The 17,022-nt window shown below is 66.1% G+C and carries 12 protein-coding genes; 3 read left to right on the top strand and 9 right to left on the bottom strand.

Annotation, left to right across the window (positions count from 1 at the left end; translation table 11 throughout):
• The first annotated feature begins 86 nt into the window (after positions 1-86).
• From OHZ10_RS07585 to OHZ10_RS07575, 3 genes are read left to right on the top strand one after another with little or no spacing between them, the layout of a single operon-like run.
• Positions 87-1,583, top strand: coding sequence for an efflux transporter outer membrane subunit (locus OHZ10_RS07585; protein ID WP_059234673.1), 1,497 nt, complete (start codon positions 87-89; stop codon positions 1,581-1,583).
• A gap of 52 nt (positions 1,584-1,635) precedes the next feature.
• Positions 1,636-2,850 (top strand): HlyD family secretion protein, encoded by a 1,215-nt coding sequence (locus OHZ10_RS07580; RefSeq protein ID WP_059234676.1) that lies wholly within the window; start codon positions 1,636-1,638, stop codon positions 2,848-2,850.
• A 28-nt stretch (positions 2,851-2,878) separates the two neighbouring features.
• Positions 2,879-4,438: a DHA2 family efflux MFS transporter permease subunit gene (locus OHZ10_RS07575; RefSeq protein ID WP_059234678.1), complete on the top strand. Its 1,560-nt coding sequence runs from the start codon at positions 2,879-2,881 to the stop codon at positions 4,436-4,438.
• Between the two features lie 103 nt (positions 4,439-4,541).
• Here the strand turns inward: OHZ10_RS07575 and truB are convergent, their stop codons facing one another.
• The 9 genes from truB to OHZ10_RS07530 all read right to left on the bottom strand — a co-directional run bounded on the left by truB (position 4,542) and on the right by OHZ10_RS07530 (position 16,730).
• The gene (gene truB / locus OHZ10_RS07570) at positions 4,542-5,474 is read right to left on the bottom strand and encodes a tRNA pseudouridine(55) synthase TruB (RefSeq protein WP_342704175.1); all 933 of its coding nucleotides are present in this window, start codon (positions 5,472-5,474) and stop codon (positions 4,542-4,544) included.
• A 13-nt stretch (positions 5,475-5,487) separates the two neighbouring features.
• Positions 5,488-5,886: a 30S ribosome-binding factor RbfA gene (gene rbfA, locus OHZ10_RS07565; protein ID WP_034190142.1), complete on the bottom strand. Its 399-nt coding sequence runs from the start codon at positions 5,884-5,886 to the stop codon at positions 5,488-5,490.
• A 114-nt stretch (positions 5,887-6,000) separates the two neighbouring features.
• Positions 6,001-8,940, bottom strand: a complete 2,940-nt coding sequence (gene infB, locus OHZ10_RS07560) for a translation initiation factor IF-2 (RefSeq protein ID WP_342704172.1) — start codon at positions 8,938-8,940, stop codon at positions 6,001-6,003.
• Between the two features lie 91 nt (positions 8,941-9,031).
• Positions 9,032-10,507 (bottom strand): transcription termination factor NusA, encoded by a 1,476-nt coding sequence (nusA, locus tag OHZ10_RS07555; protein ID WP_059234685.1) that lies wholly within the window; start codon positions 10,505-10,507, stop codon positions 9,032-9,034.
• Complete coding sequence (gene rimP, locus OHZ10_RS07550; protein WP_011351796.1) at positions 10,507-10,965, bottom strand: ribosome maturation factor RimP; 459 nt, start codon at positions 10,963-10,965, stop codon at positions 10,507-10,509. The genes nusA and rimP overlap by 1 nt, the downstream gene beginning before the upstream one ends.
• A 456-nt stretch (positions 10,966-11,421) precedes the next feature.
• Positions 11,422-13,176, bottom strand: coding sequence for a 23S rRNA pseudouridine(2605) synthase RluB (gene rluB / locus OHZ10_RS07545; RefSeq protein ID WP_059234687.1), 1,755 nt, complete (start codon positions 13,174-13,176; stop codon positions 11,422-11,424).
• 60 nt (positions 13,177-13,236) lie between these two features.
• Positions 13,237-14,277: an SMC-Scp complex subunit ScpB gene (scpB, locus tag OHZ10_RS07540; RefSeq protein ID WP_174991416.1), complete on the bottom strand. Its 1,041-nt coding sequence runs from the start codon at positions 14,275-14,277 to the stop codon at positions 13,237-13,239.
• Positions 14,278-14,549: 272 nt separating this feature from the next.
• Positions 14,550-15,752, bottom strand: coding sequence for a pyridoxal phosphate-dependent aminotransferase (locus OHZ10_RS07535; RefSeq protein WP_342704168.1), 1,203 nt, complete (start codon positions 15,750-15,752; stop codon positions 14,550-14,552).
• Positions 15,753-15,827: 75 nt separating this feature from the next.
• Positions 15,828-16,730 (bottom strand): LysR family transcriptional regulator, encoded by a 903-nt coding sequence (locus tag OHZ10_RS07530; protein ID WP_059234692.1) that lies wholly within the window; start codon positions 16,728-16,730, stop codon positions 15,828-15,830.
• Between the last annotated feature and the right edge of the window lie 292 nt (positions 16,731-17,022).

Below are 17,022 nucleotides of genomic sequence, written 5' to 3'. Positions count from 1 at the left end.
AGTTGCCATAACAATTACTTTTGACAGATTAATGTAAGGAAATCCTTGCAGTGTCCATCATTCATTCCGAGTCAGGGGTTAGCGCGATGAAATCCTCCCCGTTGTCCGAGCGCGCCGGATCGTGCCGCGCCGCCGTCGCCGCCGCGGTCGCCGCACTGGCGCTGGCGGGCTGCGCGAACTACTTCGGCATCAAGAGCGACAAGCAGATCGCCCCGGCGTCGCAATTCGAATCCGCCCAGAGCCTGCCGGCCCAGGGTGGCCAGTGGCCGGCGCTCGACTGGGCCAACCAGTTCGGCGATCCGCAATTGCCGAAGCTGATCGACGAAGCGCTGCAAGGCAATCCGTCGATTGCGCAGGCGCAGGCACGCATCGCGAAGGCATCGTCGTACATCGAATCGTCGCGCTCGAACCTGATGCCGAAGGCCGAAGCCAGCTATTCGTGGACACGCGAGCTGTACTCGTCGAACGCACTGTTCCCGCCCCCGTACGGCGGCCAGTGGTACAGCGAAAACAACGCGCTTGCGAGCGCGTCGTGGGAACTCGACCTGTGGGGCAAGAACCGCGAACGCCTGCACACGGCCGTGTCGCAGGAAAAGTCCGCCGAAGCCGACATGCAGCAGGCGCGCATCACGCTCGCGTCGTCGGTCGCGCGTAGCTACAACTCGCTCGCGCAGCTCTATGCGCTGCGCGACATCGCGCAACGCGAGATCACCAACCGCGAGACGGTCGGCAAGATCACCGACGGCCGCGTGTCGGCCGGCCTCGACACCAACGTCGAACGCCAGACGGCCCGCGGCAACATCGCGACGACCCAGGCTTCGCTGTCCGACCTCGACGGCCAGATCACGACGGTGCGCTACCAGCTCGCCGCGCTGCTCGGCAAGGGGCCGGATCGCGGGCTGCAGATCGCGGCGCCCGTGATGAACCCGAGCGGCGAAGTCGCGCTGCCCGGCAACCTGCCGGCCGATCTCGTGTCGCGCCGCCCCGACATCGTCGCCGCGCGCTGGCAGGTCGAGGCCGCGATGCACGACGTGAAGGAAGCGAAGGCCGAGTTCTACCCCGACGTGAACCTCGCGGCCGGTTTCGGCTTCGATGCGTTCGGCTGGGGCAAATTCCTGAACTTCGCGAGCCGCCAGGCGCAGTTCGGCCCGGCGATCCACCTGCCGATCTTCGACGCCGGCGCGCTGCGCGCCCAGCTCAAGGGCCGCTACGCGGACTTCGACCTGTCGGTGGCGAACTACAACCAGACGCTGATCAGCGCGCTGAACGACGTCGCGACGCAGGTCGCGTCGATCCGCGCGGTCGATCGCCAGATGGGCGACGCGCAACGCGCACTCGACGCGTCGACGCGCGCCTACGATCTCGCGGTGATCCGTTACAAGGCCGGGCTGTCGCCGCAACTGCAGGTGCTGACGGCGGACAGCAACCGCCTCGCCTCGGAGCAGACGGTGACCAACCTGAAGATGCGCCGCCGCGACATGCAGCTCGCACTGATCAAGGCGCTGGGTGGCGGGTTCGATGCGACCGGTACGCCGCTCGCCGCGCCCGACACCACCAAGCCGACAAAACAGGCCGCCAACTGATCCGGCGCCACCACTACGCAGACACTCGAAATAACGGACGGAGAAAATCGCCATGAGCGACCAACAAAACGCCGCCAGCGCGCAGCCGCAGGGCAACGGCAAGCGCAAACGAATGATGACGCTACTCGTCGCGGTCATCGTGATCGCGGCCATCGCGTATGGCCTGTACTACTTCCTCGTCGCACGCTTCCATGAAGGTACCGACGATGCGTACGTAAACGGCAACGTCGTGCAGATCACGCCGCAGGTAACGGGCACCGTGATCGCCGTGAAGGCGGACGATACGCAGACGGTCAAGGCCGGCGATCCGCTGGTCGTGCTCGACCCGGCCGATTCGCAGGTCGCGTTGCAACAGGCGGAAGCCAACCTCGCGCAGACGGTGCGCCAGGTGCGCGGCCTGTTCGTCAACGACGACCAGTACCGCGCGCAGGTCGCGCTGCGCCAGTCCGACCTGTCGAAGGCCCAGGACGACCTGCGTCGCCGCATGGCCGTCGCGCAGACGGGCGCCGTGTCGCAGGAAGAAATCTCGCACGCACGCGACGCCGTGAAGGCCGCGCAGGCATCGGTCGATGCCGCCCAGCAGCAGCTCGCGTCGAATCGCGCGCTGACCGCGAACACGACCATCGCATCGCACCCGAACGTGATGGCCGCCGCCGCGAAGGTTCGCGACGCCTACCTCGCGAACGCGCGTAACGTGCTGCCGGCGCCGGTCACCGGCTATGTCGCGAAGCGCTCGGTGCAGGTCGGCCAGCGCGTGTCGCCCGGCAACCCGCTGATGTCGGTGGTGCCGCTGAATGCCGTGTGGGTCGACGCGAACTTCAAGGAAGTCCAGCTGAAGCACATGCGCATCGGCCAGCCGGTCGAAATGACGGCGGACATCTACGGCTCGTCGGTCACGTACCACGGCAAGGTCGTCGGCTTCTCGGCCGGCACGGGCTCGGCGTTCTCGCTGCTGCCGGCGCAGAACGCGACCGGCAACTGGATCAAGGTCGTGCAGCGCCTGCCGGTGCGGATCGAACTCGATCCGAAGGATCTCGACAAGCATCCGCTGCGCATCGGCCTGTCGATGCAGGTCGACGTGGACATCAAGGACGAACGCGGCGACCAGCTCGTCAACGCGCCGAACACCGTCTACGAGACCAACGTGTTCGCGAAGTACGGCGACGAAGCCGACGCCGAAATCGCACGCGTCATCGCCGAGAACGCAGGCGGCAATGCGCCGGCCCCGGCCGCGGCGAAGCAGAACAGCGCCGCGAAAATGATGTAACCGTTCCGACTCCGGAAAGACAACCGACATGGCACAGGCTCCTGTCTCGTACCCGCCCCTGCAGGGCGGGAAACTTTTGCTCGGGACGATCGCGGTATCGCTCGCGGTGTTCATGAACGTGCTCGACACGTCCATCGCGAACGTCGCGATCCCGACCATCTCGGGCGATCTCGGCGTGTCGTCCGACCAGGGCACGTGGGTCATTACGTCGTTCGCGGTCGCGAACGCGATCTCGGTGCCGCTGACGGGCTGGCTGACCGATCGCTTCGGACAGGTCCGCCTGTTCCTCGCATCGATCATCCTGTTCGTCATCTCGTCGTGGATGTGCGGCCTCGCGCCGAGCCTGCCGTTCCTGCTCGCATCGCGCGTGCTGCAGGGCGCGGTCGCGGGGCCGATGATTCCGCTGTCGCAATCGCTGCTGCTGTCGAGCTATCCACGCGCGAAGGCGCCGATGGCGCTGGCGCTGTGGTCGATGACGACGCTGATCGCACCGGTCGCGGGCCCGATCCTCGGTGGCTGGATCTCGGACAACTATTCGTGGCCGTGGATCTTCTACGTGAACATCCCGGTCGGCATCGCCGCCGCGCTCGCCACGTGGTCGATCTATCGCACGCGTGAATCGACGATACGCCGCGCACCGATCGACGGTGTCGGCCTCGCGCTGCTCGTGCTGTGGGTCGGCTCGCTGCAGATCATGCTCGACAAGGGCAAGGATCTGGACTGGTTCTCGTCGACGACGATCGTCGCGCTTGCGCTGATCGCGATCATCTCGTTCGCGTTCTTCGTGATCTGGGAACTGACCGCCGAGCACCCCGTCGTCGACCTGTCGCTGTTCCGTCGGCGCAACTTCACGGGTGGCACGGTCGCACTGGCAGTCGGTTACGGGCTCTACTTCGGCAACCTCGTGCTGCTGCCGCTGTGGCTGCAGACCCAGATCGGCTACACGGCGACCGACGCCGGCCTCGTGATGGCACCGGTCGGGCTGTTCGCGATCCTGCTGTCGCCGTTGACCGGCAAGTTCCTGCCGCGCACCGATCCGCGCTACATCGCGACCGCCGCATTCCTGACGTTCGCACTGTGCTTCTGGATGCGCTCGCGCTACACGACAGGTGTCGACGAGTGGTCGCTGACGCTGCCGACGCTCGTACAGGGTATCGCGATGGCCGGATTCTTCATCCCGCTCGTGTCGATCACGTTGTCCGGCCTGCCCGGCCACCGCATTCCCGCGGCATCCGGCCTGTCGAACTTCGTGCGGATCATGTGCGGCGGTATCGGTACGTCGATCTTCCAGACCGCGTGGGACCACCGCAACAACTTCCATCACGCGCAACTGGTCGAGCAGACGAACGTGTACAACCCGACGTTCAACCAGGCCGTCACGCAGATGGGCAACCTCGGGCTGACGCAGGACCAGGCGCACGGACTCATCAACAACCTGGCGACGCAACAGGCCGCACAGCTCGGTGTGAACGATCTGTTCTACATCTCGGCGGCGATCTTCGTGCTGCTGATTGCGCTGATCTGGATCACCAAGCCCGAACGCTCGGGCGGCGGCGATGCCGGAGCGGCCGCATCCGCGGCACACTGAACGCCGTCCGGCCGCAGCGCCGCGCGATCACACGCACCAAACAAAAAACCCGGTCGATTTCGACCGGGTTTTTTTTATGCTACCGAGCGCTTGCGCCGCCGCATCATGCAGCCGTCACGACGAGCCGCTCAGGTGCGAGCACGCCATTCGCCTTGCGTGCCACGCCGAGCAACCGCGTTGCGTCGTACACGCGCACGCGCTCGCCATCAGCCGCCTCGAGCGGCCCGAGTTCCGACAGCGGCAGGCGCTGGCCATGCCGGAACCGCTTCGCGGATGCCTCGTCGAGACGAACGGACGGAAACGTCGACAGCAACGCATCGACCGGCTGCAGCCATGCATCGCGAGCCGATTCGGCCGCATCCGACAGCGCGTCGAGCGTCACCGCATGTTCGAGCGTCAGCGCACCCACGCCCGTGCGACGCAGCATCGTCAGATGCGCACCGCAACCCAGCGCCTCGCCGATATCCTCCGCGAGCGTGCGCACGTACGTGCCCTTGCTGCAGGTCACGCGAAACGTCACGTCGGGCAGTTCGCAAGCGAGCAGCTCGAGTACATGGATCGTCACATTGCGGCCTTCGCGCTCGACGGCCTGACCCGCACGCGCGTATTCGTACAGCGGCTTGCCATCGCGCTTGAGCGCCGAATACATCGGCGGGACCTGCACGATCTCACCCGTGAAGCGCACGAGCGCGGCTTCCACCGCCGCCTGGTCGCATTCGACGGGCCGCGTGTCGATCACGTCGCCTTCCGCATCGCCGGTGGCCGTACGCTGGCCAAGACGCATCGTCGCTTCGTAGGTCTTGTCGGCCTCGAGCAGATCCTGCGAGAACTTCGTCGCCTCGCCGAAGCACAGCGGCAGCAGGCCCGAAGCCAGCGGATCGAGCGTGCCGGTGTGACCGGCTTTCTTTGCGAGAAGCAGGCGCTTCGCGCGAATCAGCGCGTCGTTGCTCGACAGGCCGACCGGCTTGTCGAGCAGGAGGACGCCGTCCAGCACGCGCCGGGGCACGCGCGGACGTTGGGGTGCTGCATTCGTCATAGGCCGGTCGAGCTCAGTCGTCCTTGGCCGGCGCGTCGGCCTCGTCGTCGTCCTTCGCGCGCGTCGAGTTCGCTTCCTTGATCAGGCGCGACATCTCGACGGCCTTCTCGATCGTCTGGTCGTAGTGGAAATGCAGCGTCGGCACCGTATGAATGTGCAGACGCTTGAACAGCAGGTTGTGCAAGTGACCCGACGCATGATTCAGCGCCTCCTGCGTCTTTTCAGGATCGCCGGTGAGCGCAGTGAAATAGACCTTCGCATGCGCATAGTCCGGCGTGAGCTCGACGCTCTGGATGGTCACGATGCCGATACGCGGGTCTTTGACCTCGCGCATGATGAGTTCGGACAGATCGCGCTGAATCTGGTCGGCGATCTGAACGTTGCGATTGGGGGAAGTACGTTTCCTGGACATGATCGATCCGTGATCCGTTTATCAGGATAAAGCGGCGGCCACGATTGGCACACCACCATGAAAATGGGCGGGACAGGCCCAAGCCTGCCCCGCCCATGAGCCGATGCGCGACGATTACAGCGTCCGCGCGACTTCGGTCACTTCGAAGACTTCGAACTGGTCGCCTTCGACGATGTCGTTGAAGTTCTTCACCGACATACCGCACTCGAAGCCTTGCTTCACTTCCTTCACGTCGTCCTTGAAGCGCTTCAGCGATTCGAGTTCGCCCGTGAAGATCACGACGTTGTTGCGCAGCACGCGCACCGACGACGAGCGCTTGACGATGCCGTCCGTCACCATACAGCCGGCGACCGCACCGATCTTCGGCACCTTGAAGACCTGGCGCACCTCGACCATGCCGGTGATGACTTCGCGCTTCTCCGGCGCCAGCATGCCCGACATCGCCGCCTTCACCTCATCCACTGCGTCATAGATGATGTTGTAGTAGCGGATATCGATGCCGTTCGATTCGGCCAGCTTGCGCGCCTGTGCATCCGCACGCGTGTTGAAGCCGATGATGACCGCCTTCGATGCCGTAGCGAGGTTGACGTCGTTTTCGCTGATGCCACCCACCGCGCTGTGCACGATCTGCACGCGCACTTCGTCGGTCGACAGCTTGAGCAGCGACTGCACGAGTGCTTCCTGCGAACCCTGCACGTCTGCCTTGATGATGAGCGGCAGGTTCTGCACTTCGCCTTCGCCCATCTGCTCGAGCATGCTTTCCAGCTTCGCGGCCTGCTGCTTCGCAAGCTTGACGTCGCGGAACTTGCCTTGACGGAACAGGGCGATTTCACGCGCCTTGCGCTCGTCCGGCAGCACGATCACTTCCTCGCCCGCGCCCGGCACTTCCGACAGACCCTGGATTTCGACCGGGATCGACGGGCCGGCTTCCTTCGTCGGCTTGCCGTTCTCGTCGAGCATCGCGCGAACACGGCCGTAAGCCGTACCGGCCAGCACGATGTCGCCGCGGTTCAGCGTACCGGACTGCACGAGGATCGTTGCGACCGGGCCTTTGCCCTTGTCGAGCTTCGCTTCGATCACGATGCCCTTGGCCGGCGCTTCGACCGGTGCCTTCAGTTCCAGCACTTCGGCTTGCAGCAGCACGTTCTCGAGCAGATCGTCGATACCCGCGCCCGTCTTCGCCGACACCGGCACGAACGGCGAATCGCCACCGTACTCTTCCGGCACGACGCCTTCCGCGACCAGCTCCTGCTTGACGCGATCGAGGTTCGCATCCGGCTTGTCGATCTTGTTGATCGCCACGACGATCGGGACACCACCCGCCTTCGCGTGGGCAATGGCTTCCTTCGTCTGCGGCATCACGCCGTCGTCGGCTGCCACCACCAGCACCACGATGTCGGTCGCCTTCGCGCCGCGTGCACGCATTGCCGTGAACGCTTCGTGACCCGGCGTGTCGAGGAACGTGATGACGCCACGCGGCGTATCGACGTGATAAGCGCCGATGTGCTGCGTAATGCCGCCCGCTTCGCCAGCGGCAACCTTCGCGCGGCGGATGTGGTCGAGCAGCGAGGTCTTGCCGTGGTCGACGTGACCCATGACCGTGACGACCGGCGGACGCGGCAGTTGCTCCGCATCGGTACCCGTTTCGCCTTCGACGAGCAGCGCTTCCGGATCGTCCAGCTTCGCGGCAACCGCGCGGTGGCCCAGTTCCTCGACGATGATCATCGCCGTTTCCTGGTCCAGCACCTGGTTGATCGTGACCATCTGGCCCATCTTCATCATCACCTTGATGACTTCGGAGGCCTTGATCGACATCTTGTGCGCGAGATCGGCAACCGACACGGTTTCCGGCACGTGCACTTCACGGACGATCGGTTCGGTCGGCGCCTGGAACGTCGAACTGTCCTGGTGACGGCCACGGCCCTTCGGGCCGCCGCGCCAGCCGCGGTCGACGCCGCCGCTCGAATCGCCGCGCGTCTTGATGCCGCGGCGCTTCGACGCGTCGTCCTGCCAGCCGCCCTTGCCTGCGCCCGGTTTCTTGTTGCGGTCGCCCGCGCCTGCCGGCGCCTGCGTCGTTGCCGGGGTGGCAGCGCCGGCCGGCTTCTTGACGGCCGGACGCGCCTGCGCGCCTTCCGGCTTCGCCGGCTTGTGCAGCGTACCCTTCGCTTCGGCCGGCTTCGGCGGCTCGACCGGCTTCGGCGGCTCGACCGCCTTGACCACGGCCTTGCGCGGCGTGTTCATCATTTCGCGGATCGCGCGCGCCTCGGCTTCTGCCGCCGCACGACGCTTGCTGATCTCTTCCTGCTCGGCGCGCGCCTTGTCCGCCGCCTCGCGGGCTGCGTCCTCGGCCTTCTTCGCCGCTTCACGCTGGGCCGCACGTTCGGCGGCCGCGCGCGCTTCGTCCTGCGCCTGCGCGGACTGCGCCTGGGCGGACGGTGCGCTTACCGTTTCCTGCTCGGCCGCGGCGGCCTGCTGCGCTGCTGCCTGCTGCTGGGCCGCAGCGGCTTCGGCCGCGACACGCTTCGCAGCCGCTTCTTCCTCGGCGCGACGGCGCTCCGCTTCAGCCGCTTCCTCGCGGGCGCGGCGTTCGGCTTCCTCGCGCTCCAGGCGTTCCTGGCGCTCGCGCAGTTCCTGCGCCTGCTTCTCGAGCAGCTCGGCCTCGCGGCGCGCTTCTTCCTCGCGACGCTTCAGTTCTGCATCGTCGTCCGCTTCGGCGACCTGCGCCTGACCCTGTTCCGCACCCTCGCTCACGTCGTCGCGCTTGACGAACGTACGCTTCTTGCGGACCTCGACCTGAATGGTGCGAGCCTTGCCCGTCGCGTCAGATTGCTTGATCTCCGACGTATGCTTGCGGGTCAGCGTGATCTTGCGCTTGTCGCCGTCGGTTGCGCCGTGCGACTTGCGCAAATGATCGAGCAGACGCGCCTTGTCCGTTTCGGACAGCGCATCGTCTTCACTCGCTTTCTGGACGCCCGCTGCCTGCAGCTGTTCGAGCAGCACACCAGCAGGCATTTTCAGTTCCGCGGCAAATTGGGCTACGTTGTTACTCGCCATTCATTCCTCTTAGTGCAAGGACCGATTCCTTGCTGTTAGCATCGGGTCAGGCCATACGGCCGCCATCAAATCAGTGCGCCATGGTCATTTCTCACTGGAACCAATGTTCACGTGCTTTCATGATCAACGCCTTAGCGGCATCCTCTTCCATTCCGGTCAGGTCGACCAGTTCATCCACTGCAAGCTCGGCGAGATCGTCTCGCGTCTGCACACCGTGTTCGGCCAGCTTCGCGAGCAGCTCCGGCGTGATGCCGTCGAGGCTCTTGAGATCCAGCGCTGCGTTCTCGACTTTTTCTTCGTTCGCGATAGCCATCGTCAACAGCGCATCGCGTGCGCGGTTGCGCAGTTCGTGCACGGTGTCCTCGTCGAACGCTTCGATCTCGAGCATTTCGTTGAGCGGCACGTAGGCGATCTCTTCGAGGCTCGTGAAGCCTTCGTCGATCAGGATGTCGGCAACTTCTTCGTCGACATCGAGACGCGCCATGAACAGTGCACGCAGCCGGTCGCGCTCTTCACCCTGCTTCAGGGCGGATTCGTCCGGCGTCATGATGTTGATCTGCCAGCCGGTCAGTTCACCGGCGAGGCGAACGTTCTGACCGCTGCGGCCAATCGCGACAGCCAGTTCGTTCTCGTCGACGACGACGTCCATCGAATGCTTTTCTTCATCGACGACGATCGACTGGACAGCTGCCGGCGCGAGCGCGCCGATCACGAACTGGGCGGGATCCTCCGACCATAGCACGATGTCGATGTTTTCGCCACCGAGCTCGTTGCGCACGGCCTGCACGCGCGAACCGCGGATGCCGACGCAGGTGCCGATCGGATCGATCCGCTTGTCGTAGGCGATGACGCCGATCTTCGCGCGCACGCCCGGGTCGCGGGCAGCCGCCTTGATCTCGAGCAGGCCTTGCTCGATTTCCGGCACTTCCATCTCGAACAGCTTCATCAGGAACTCGGGCGCCGTACGCGACAGCTCGATCTGCGGGCCGCGCGCGGTGCGGTCGACCTTCGCGATGTACGCACGCACACGGTCGCCCACGCGCAGATTTTCCTTCGGGATCAGCTGATCGCGGCGCAGCAGCGCCTCGACACGGCCCGATTCGACGATGAAGTTGCCCTTGTCGAGGCGCTTCACCGTACCGGTCATGATCTTTTCGCCACGCTCGAGGTAGTCGTTCAGGATCTGCTCGCGTTCCGCGTCGCGCACCTTCTGCAGGATCACCTGCTTCGCGGCCTGCGCGCCGATGCGACCGAACTCGATCGACGGAACGGGTTCCTCGACATACTCGCCGACTTCGACGTCGGCATTCTGCTCACGTGCTTCGAACAGCAGGATCTCGCGATCCGGCTCCTGCAAGCCTGCCTCGTCGGGCACGACGAGCCAGCGACGGAAGGTTTCGTGCTCGCCGCTTTCGCGATCGATATGGACGCGGATTTCGGCGCCTTCGTCGAACAGCTTCTTGGAAGCGGAAGCGAGCGCAGCCTCGAGGGCGCCCAGCACCACATCCTTGTCGACGTTTTTCTCGCGCGCCAGCGCATCCACCAGCATCAACACTTCGCGACTCATTATTTGCGGCTCCTAAAGTCAACTTGCGGAATCAGGCGGGCTTTATCGATATCGGCCAGCGTGAAATCCAGCATGGCTGCCTCGCCCTTCTTCCCCTCAAATTCCAAACCGATCGTTTCGCCATTCGGCGCGTGCAGAATGCCCCGGTACGTCTTGCGCCCGTCCAGCGGCTTTTTCAAGGTCACGGAGACTTCGCTGCCAGCGAAGCGCTCGAAGTCGGCCAGCTTCTTCAACGGGCGGTCGAGCCCCGGGGACGAGACTTCGAGCCGTTCGTAATCGATGTTTTCGACCGTCAAGACGTGCTGGAGCTGACGCGTGACCTTTTCGCAATCTTCGAGCGAGATGCCGGCAGGCTGATCGATATAGATGCAAAGCATGCCGCGCCCGGTGCGCTCGAGATCCACCAGCTCGTAGCCGAGCCCGGTGACCGTGGTTTCTATCAGTTCCGTCAGTTGCACTGTGTCCTCTCAGGTGTTCGCGCCCGCCGCTCGCGATTCACCCGCGGGCGCGCGCCTTAGCCGGCGCAGGAAGCGCTACCCGAGATGCCTAACCGTTTCAGCAAAAAAAAATGGGCGGAACGCCCATCTTCTTACTGGTGGTCGCACCTGAGCCGCACATTGAATCCGTACGCCCAGCGACTCCGCGATTATAGCGATTTTTGGCGCAAACGCCAAGCCAGCCGGTAAAAGCAGCGCGTCGCGCGCCTTTACGGACCAAAAATACGAAATCGGGTTATCCGATCAGCCGGCCCCTTCCTGCCAGGCCGGAGATCGGTCATGCCCGCTGCGGCGCAGCGGCACGCGACATATATAGTCGAAAGCGATCGGCGCAATGCGGCGCACCGGCAAAAATCGGCCAGACGCCGATCGGGCCGGCATGCCGGCGGCCTTGCGCCGCCGTGCGCCGATACGCGTTTAGCGGCTGCGCGGGCGGCTGCGCTGCGGACGTTGGCCGCCGCGCGGGCCGCCGCCGCCGTTGCCGGCGCCTTCAGCCCGATTGCCGTTCGGATTGCGATTGCCGCCAGCCTTGCTGCCACCACGCTTGCCGCCCGCGCCTTCGCGCTTGGGGCCCGCGCCGTACGATGCGCGATTGCCGTCGACGTCGCGGCCGCCACCAGGGCGGTTGCCGTCACGGCCACCCGCGCCGCGGTTGCCATCACGAGCGCCGCCGGCACGGTTACCGTAGCCCGACGGCGAAACCGGCAGGCTGCCGTAGCCGCTCAGGCCCGGCAGGCCCGGCCCGCCGCGCCGGCCGCCACCGCGACGCGGCTGGTCGAGCTGCCCGTGCGTCGTCAGCACCGGCTCACGACCGATGAAACCCATCGACGTCTCCATCGGATCGGGCTGGCGGCGCTCGACCTGGCCGGCACCGCCGCGCTTGCCCTTCTCCTCGGTCGGCGCCTTCAGGCCGACGGTCGCCATCAGCTTGCGCACCTGCGCATCGTCAAGCTCCTCCCAGCGGCCGCGCTTCAGGCCGCGCGGCAACGGGATCGGGCCGTGACGCGTACGGATCAGGCGGCTCACCATCAGGCCGACCGCCTCGAACATCCGGCGCACTTCGCGGTTGCGGCCTTCGGCCAGCGCGACGTGATACCAGTGATTCGTCCCTTCGCCGCCGCCATCGCGGATGCGCAGGAAATTCGCCGGACCGTCGTCGAGTTCGACGCCGTGCAGCAGCTTTTGCCGCATGCCTTCGGCCAGCTCGCCGACGACGCGCACCGCGTACTCGCGCTCGACGCTGTAGCGCGGATGCATGAAGCGGTTCGCGAGGTCACCCGAAGTCGTCAGCATCAGCAGACCTTCGGTGTTGAAGTCGAGACGGCCCACTGCAAGCCATTTCGCCGTCTTCATCGGCGGCAGGCGATCGAACACCGACGGGCGGCCTTCCGGATCCGCGTGGCTGACGATCTCGCCCGTCGGCTTGTGATACAGCAGCACGCGCGGCGGCTTGTTCGGCAGCTTGCGCTTGACCGGCTTGCCGTTGATCCGCACCTGGTCGGTCGGCATGATGCGCTGGCCGATGTGCGCGGGCTCGCCGTTCACCGACACGCGGCCGGCGACGATCAATTCTTCCATTTCGCGGCGCGAGCCCATGCCCGCTTCCGCCAGCACCTTGTGGAGCTTCGGCGCATCGTCGTCCGGCGACAGCACGCGCTTGTTCGCCGGCTGGTTGCGGCCGCGACGCAGCATCGGCGCACGCACGCCGCTACCGCCCGCGGAGTTGTCCGCGTCGAATGCGGGCGACGTCACGTAAGCGAACAACTCGTCCTGGGACGCCTCGCCTTCCGCCTTCGCCGGAGCGCCTTCAGCCTTCGGAGCGCCGCGTCGGCCCTGCCCGCCCTGGCCAGTCTTCGCCGCGCCTTCGCGCTTGCCGGCCGGCTTGCGGGCACCCTTGGCCGCACCTTCCTTGTTGCGCGGCGCGCGCGCCGGCTGCGCTTCGGCCGCCTCGGCCGGCTGCGCATCCGCGCCTTCGCCGCCCGGCTGCTCGCCTTCGGCGCCCTTCGACTTGGCTGCCGCGCGACGCCGCGCGATCAGGCTGCGCGGGCCTCGCCGCAAACCGCGGCGGGGACGCTCGTCGCCACCGGCCGAAGCGTCCTGCTCCGGCGCATCGTCGGCGCGCGCTGCCTGCACGGCAGGCGCGGACGATTCAATATCGTGGATATCTGTCAAAACAACCTCAAAATGTCAGGTCTCGCGCCCGGCGCGGGCGCGGCAAGAAGTTGGCCGCGATCAGGCGCGACGCTGTTTGGGTTCTGCTTCGTCGTCCGGCAGCGCGTCGGCGCCGATGGGCGCACTGGCGCTTCGTACGGCATCCGCGAGACTGTCGGACGTGTCGTCCAGCATCTCGTCGTCCGCGGGACCGGAACGGGAGGCGTTGGCCTGGCCAACCTCGCCGGGCATGTCGCCGGCCGCTTCCGCTCCGCCTCCGGCAGCCGCTTCGGCGGCCGGCTTGCGATCTTCCTCGCTCCAATCCGCGCGCAGCGGCTCGGGCTGTACACCGGTCGGCACTGCTTCGGCGCCAACCTGTTCCGTTTGTTCCGTTTGCCCGCGATCAGCCTCGAGCGTATCGCGGCCCGCGATTTCCTGCGTCGACGCGACGTCGGCCGCCCCATCCTCGCCCGGCAATTCGGCCGACTGGCCGGCGGGCACTTCACCCGTCAGCGTCTGCGGCACGTCGCCCGCTGCGTCGTCGGCAACCGGCATGTCGCCGTCGAAATCCATTGCCTGCTGCGCCAGCAGCGCAGCCTCGATGTTCGCAGCCGGCTCTTCGAGCGCCGGCAGGTCGTCAAGCGCCTTCAGGCCGAGATCGTCGAGGAACTGCTTGGTCGTCGCATACAGCGCCGGACGCCCCGGCACGTCGCGATGACCGATCACCTCGATCCAGCCACGATCCTCGAGCTGCTTGACCACCTGCGTATTGACCGTGACGCCGCGAATCTCTTCGATGTCGCCGCGCGTAACGGGCTGCCGGTACGCGATGATCGCGAGCGTTTCGAGCACCGCGCGCGAATATTTCGGCGGCTTCTCGGGATGCAGGCGATCCAGATAATGACGCATCGCCGGCTTGCTCTGAAAGCGCCACCCGGTCGCCAGCGCCACCAGTTCGACGCCGCGACCGGACCAATCCTGTTTCAGATCTTCGAGCAACGTGCGGACCGTGTCAGCCGACACGCCGTCGGCAAAGAGCTTGCGCAAATCGCCGAGCTTCAGCGGTTCCTGCGCGCAGATCAAAGCAGTCTCGAGGACGATCTTCGCCTCTTGGGTATTCATGCAGCTAGGCCAGACCCTGTGGTCAAACGAACCGGATCAACAAACAGACGAAAGGAACGGAAGACGCGCTCGCCCGATTCTGATCGGTCATATTGATGGGAGCACGAACCGGGGGCGGCGAACCAACTCAAGGCCAGGCCCAGACCGGACGGAACAGCACGGCTCAACGACGGAACCGCGTGACTGAGCGCCATATTACGCAAAATTGCCCGGTGCGTAAAGATGAGCCGAGCAGGCCACCGCCCGTGCGGCGCGTCCGCTCCGGCCCTGCTTCAGCGGCCGGCTGCGCCGCGCGCGAGGAACCGGCGCAGCCGCTCGACGCCCGCGTCGAGTCGCGCCGGATCGCAGGCATAGCACCAGCGCACGAACCCTTCCCCCTCCGGGCCGAATGCGCGCCCGGGCGCAAGCCCGAGCCCCGCGTCGCGCACCAGCGTCTTGCAGAACGCGAGGCTGTCGGCCGCGCCCGGCAGGCGCAGGAACAGGTACATCGCACCCGGCGGAGGCGGCACCTCGACACCCGGCAGCGTCCGCAGCGCGGCGACCAGGTGATCGCGCGCGTCATGCAGCGCCGCGACGAACGACCGCACGAACGGCTCGCCGTCGCGCAACGCGACCTCGCCAGCGGCCTGCACAAAGCCCGGCGCACACGACGTGTTGTATTCGACAAGCTTCGACAGGTCGCCCATCACCGCTGCCGGCGCAATGAGCCACCCGAGCCGCCAGCCCGTCATCGCCCACGCTTTCGAGAATGAATTCACGACCACGACCCGCTCGTCGCGCGACGCGATATCGAGGAACGACGGCGCACCGCCCTCTTTGAACGCAAGCCGCTCGTACACTTCGTCCGCGACCAGCCAGATGCCGTGACGACGGCAATGGGCGAGCACGGCCTGCTGCTCGTTGCGCGACATCGTCCAGCCGGTCGGGTTGTTCGGCGAGTTGATCAGCAGCATCCGCGTATCGGGCGTCAGCGCCTCGAGCAGCCGGCCGACATCGAGCTGCCAGCCTGCGTCGCCATAGCCGAGCGGCACGCATTCGACGTGCGCGCCGAGAATCTTCGGAATCTCCACGAGGTTCGGCCACAGCGGCGTGACCGCGACGACGCGATCCCCCGGACCGGCCACCAGCTGCGCAGCCAGCATCAGCGCGCTCACCCCCGAACTCGTCACGGCGACCGTATCGGCCGCCGTCGCGCCGTGACGCGCGCCAACGTAGGCTGCGATCGCATCGCGCAGCGGCGCCGTGCCGAGATTGTGCGTGTAGAAGGTCGCGCCGTCGCGCAGCGCCGCTGCGGCGGCGTCGCGGATGAAATCCGGCGTCACGCGGTCGGATTCGCCGAACCAGAACGGCAGCATGTCCGGCACGCCGAAGCCGGCGTTCGCCACTTCCCGGATCAGCGACGGCCGCAGCGCATGCACCGCGGCGCGCGCCGCCGGCTCACCGGTCATCGGAAGGAAATCTGCAGAATGCGTCATCGAGAACCACCGCCGAGGAACACGATCCGCGTAGTGTACCGGCCGACAAGCCGGACCGGCGCATGCCTGCGTGCGTCAGTCGAGATCCTCCGCCCTCGCCGGCATCTGCCGCACCAGCTCCCAGATCGCCTGCGCCGCGGGCGACAACGACCGGTCGCGGCGGCGCACCAGCTCGACGGTGCGTTCGGTGCGCGGCGTGAGCGGCCGTGCGACGAGCGTCGAGCCCGCCGGCAGCGGCAGCGACAGCCACGGCTGCACACTCACGCCGACGCCGGCCTCGACCAGCCCGAACACGGTCGCCGAATGCCCGAGCTCCTGCATGACCGTCGCGTTGACGCGATGGGTGGCCAGCGCCGCGTCGATCAGCGGCCGGCTGCCCGACGCATGATCGAGCAGCACGAGACGCTCGCCGTCCAGCGCCGTCCACGGCACCTCGGCACGCGCGGCGAGCGGATGGTCGGCGCGCGCGACGAGGCAAAACGAGTCGGTCATCAGCGGCTCGCACACGAGATCGGCGACCGTCAGCGGCCCGATCACGACGCCGAAATCGACTTCGCTCGACTTCACCTTGCGCAGCACGTCGCTCTGCACGTCGTCGCGCAGGCCGAGCGTCACGAAGGGGAACTGGCGTTCGCACGATGCCACCACGCGCGGCATCAGCCTGCATGCGATCGTCGGGCTCGCCGCGACGATCACCCGCCCGCGACGCTGCTCGCCGATCTCGCGAATCTCGCGCAGCGTGTCGTCGAGATCGTCGATCAGGCGCGACACGCTCGCGATCAGGTTCGCGCCGACGTCGGTCAGTTGCACGTCGCGCGTCGTGCGATCGATCAGCTTCAGCCCGAGTTCGGCCTCGAGCTCACGTACGCAGCGGCTGACCGCGGACTGCGTGAGCCCGATCTCGTCGCCCGCGCGGCTGAAGCTCCTGAGCCGCGCGACCTCGATGAATACGCGAAGCTGACGCAGCGTGACGTTCATCCCCTGACCTCATCAATCGTCGATATCGATGCAGGATTGTAATGCGCGAATCGGGCCTCGGCGGCCGAATCCGGCACCTTCCGCGAATGTTTCGCTGCGGTGCAATACATTCGCAAACGCACGTGGTACGGGCGAACTGCACAAGATTGGTGATTGTCCCGATTTGCTGCCAGGTTATTTTGGCGTCTTATACGCCCCTAGCTGACTTAGCCGTTAGCTCGCTGCCAAGCGGCTCTCGAGGGATTGGCCTCCGACATGGCACGCTTCGTGCATTACCTGGCGCACAGGGCGC

It is taken from the genome of Burkholderia arboris, from assembly GCF_038723655.1.
GTDB lineage: Bacteria > Pseudomonadota > Gammaproteobacteria > Burkholderiales > Burkholderiaceae > Burkholderia > Burkholderia arboris.
The sequence above is the reverse complement of the archived record's forward strand: the minus strand, read 5'-3'. Positions and strand labels throughout refer to the sequence as shown.

Coding starts and splice junctions, on each gene's coding strand:
- rbfA (WP_034190142.1), bottom strand. CDS start 5,886: ATGTCCAGGAAACGTACTTCCCCCAATCGCAACGTTCAGATCGCCGAC.
- OHZ10_RS07575 (WP_059234678.1), top strand. CDS start 2,879: ATGGCACAGGCTCCTGTCTCGTACCCGCCCCTGCAGGGCGGGAAACTT.
- infB (WP_342704172.1), bottom strand. CDS start 8,940: ATGGCGAGTAACAACGTAGCCCAATTTGCCGCGGAACTGAAAATGCCT.
- truB (WP_342704175.1), bottom strand. CDS start 5,474: ATGACGAATGCAGCACCCCAACGTCCGCGCGTGCCCCGGCGCGTGCTG.
- OHZ10_RS07585 (WP_059234673.1), top strand. CDS start 87: ATGAAATCCTCCCCGTTGTCCGAGCGCGCCGGATCGTGCCGCGCCGCC.
- scpB (WP_174991416.1), bottom strand. CDS start 14,277: ATGAATACCCAAGAGGCGAAGATCGTCCTCGAGACTGCTTTGATCTGC.
- nusA (WP_059234685.1), bottom strand. CDS start 10,507: ATGAGTCGCGAAGTGTTGATGCTGGTGGATGCGCTGGCGCGCGAGAAA.
- OHZ10_RS07535 (WP_342704168.1), bottom strand. CDS start 15,752: ATGACGCATTCTGCAGATTTCCTTCCGATGACCGGTGAGCCGGCGGCG.
- OHZ10_RS07530 (WP_059234692.1), bottom strand. CDS start 16,730: ATGAACGTCACGCTGCGTCAGCTTCGCGTATTCATCGAGGTCGCGCGG.
- OHZ10_RS07580 (WP_059234676.1), top strand. CDS start 1,636: ATGAGCGACCAACAAAACGCCGCCAGCGCGCAGCCGCAGGGCAACGGC.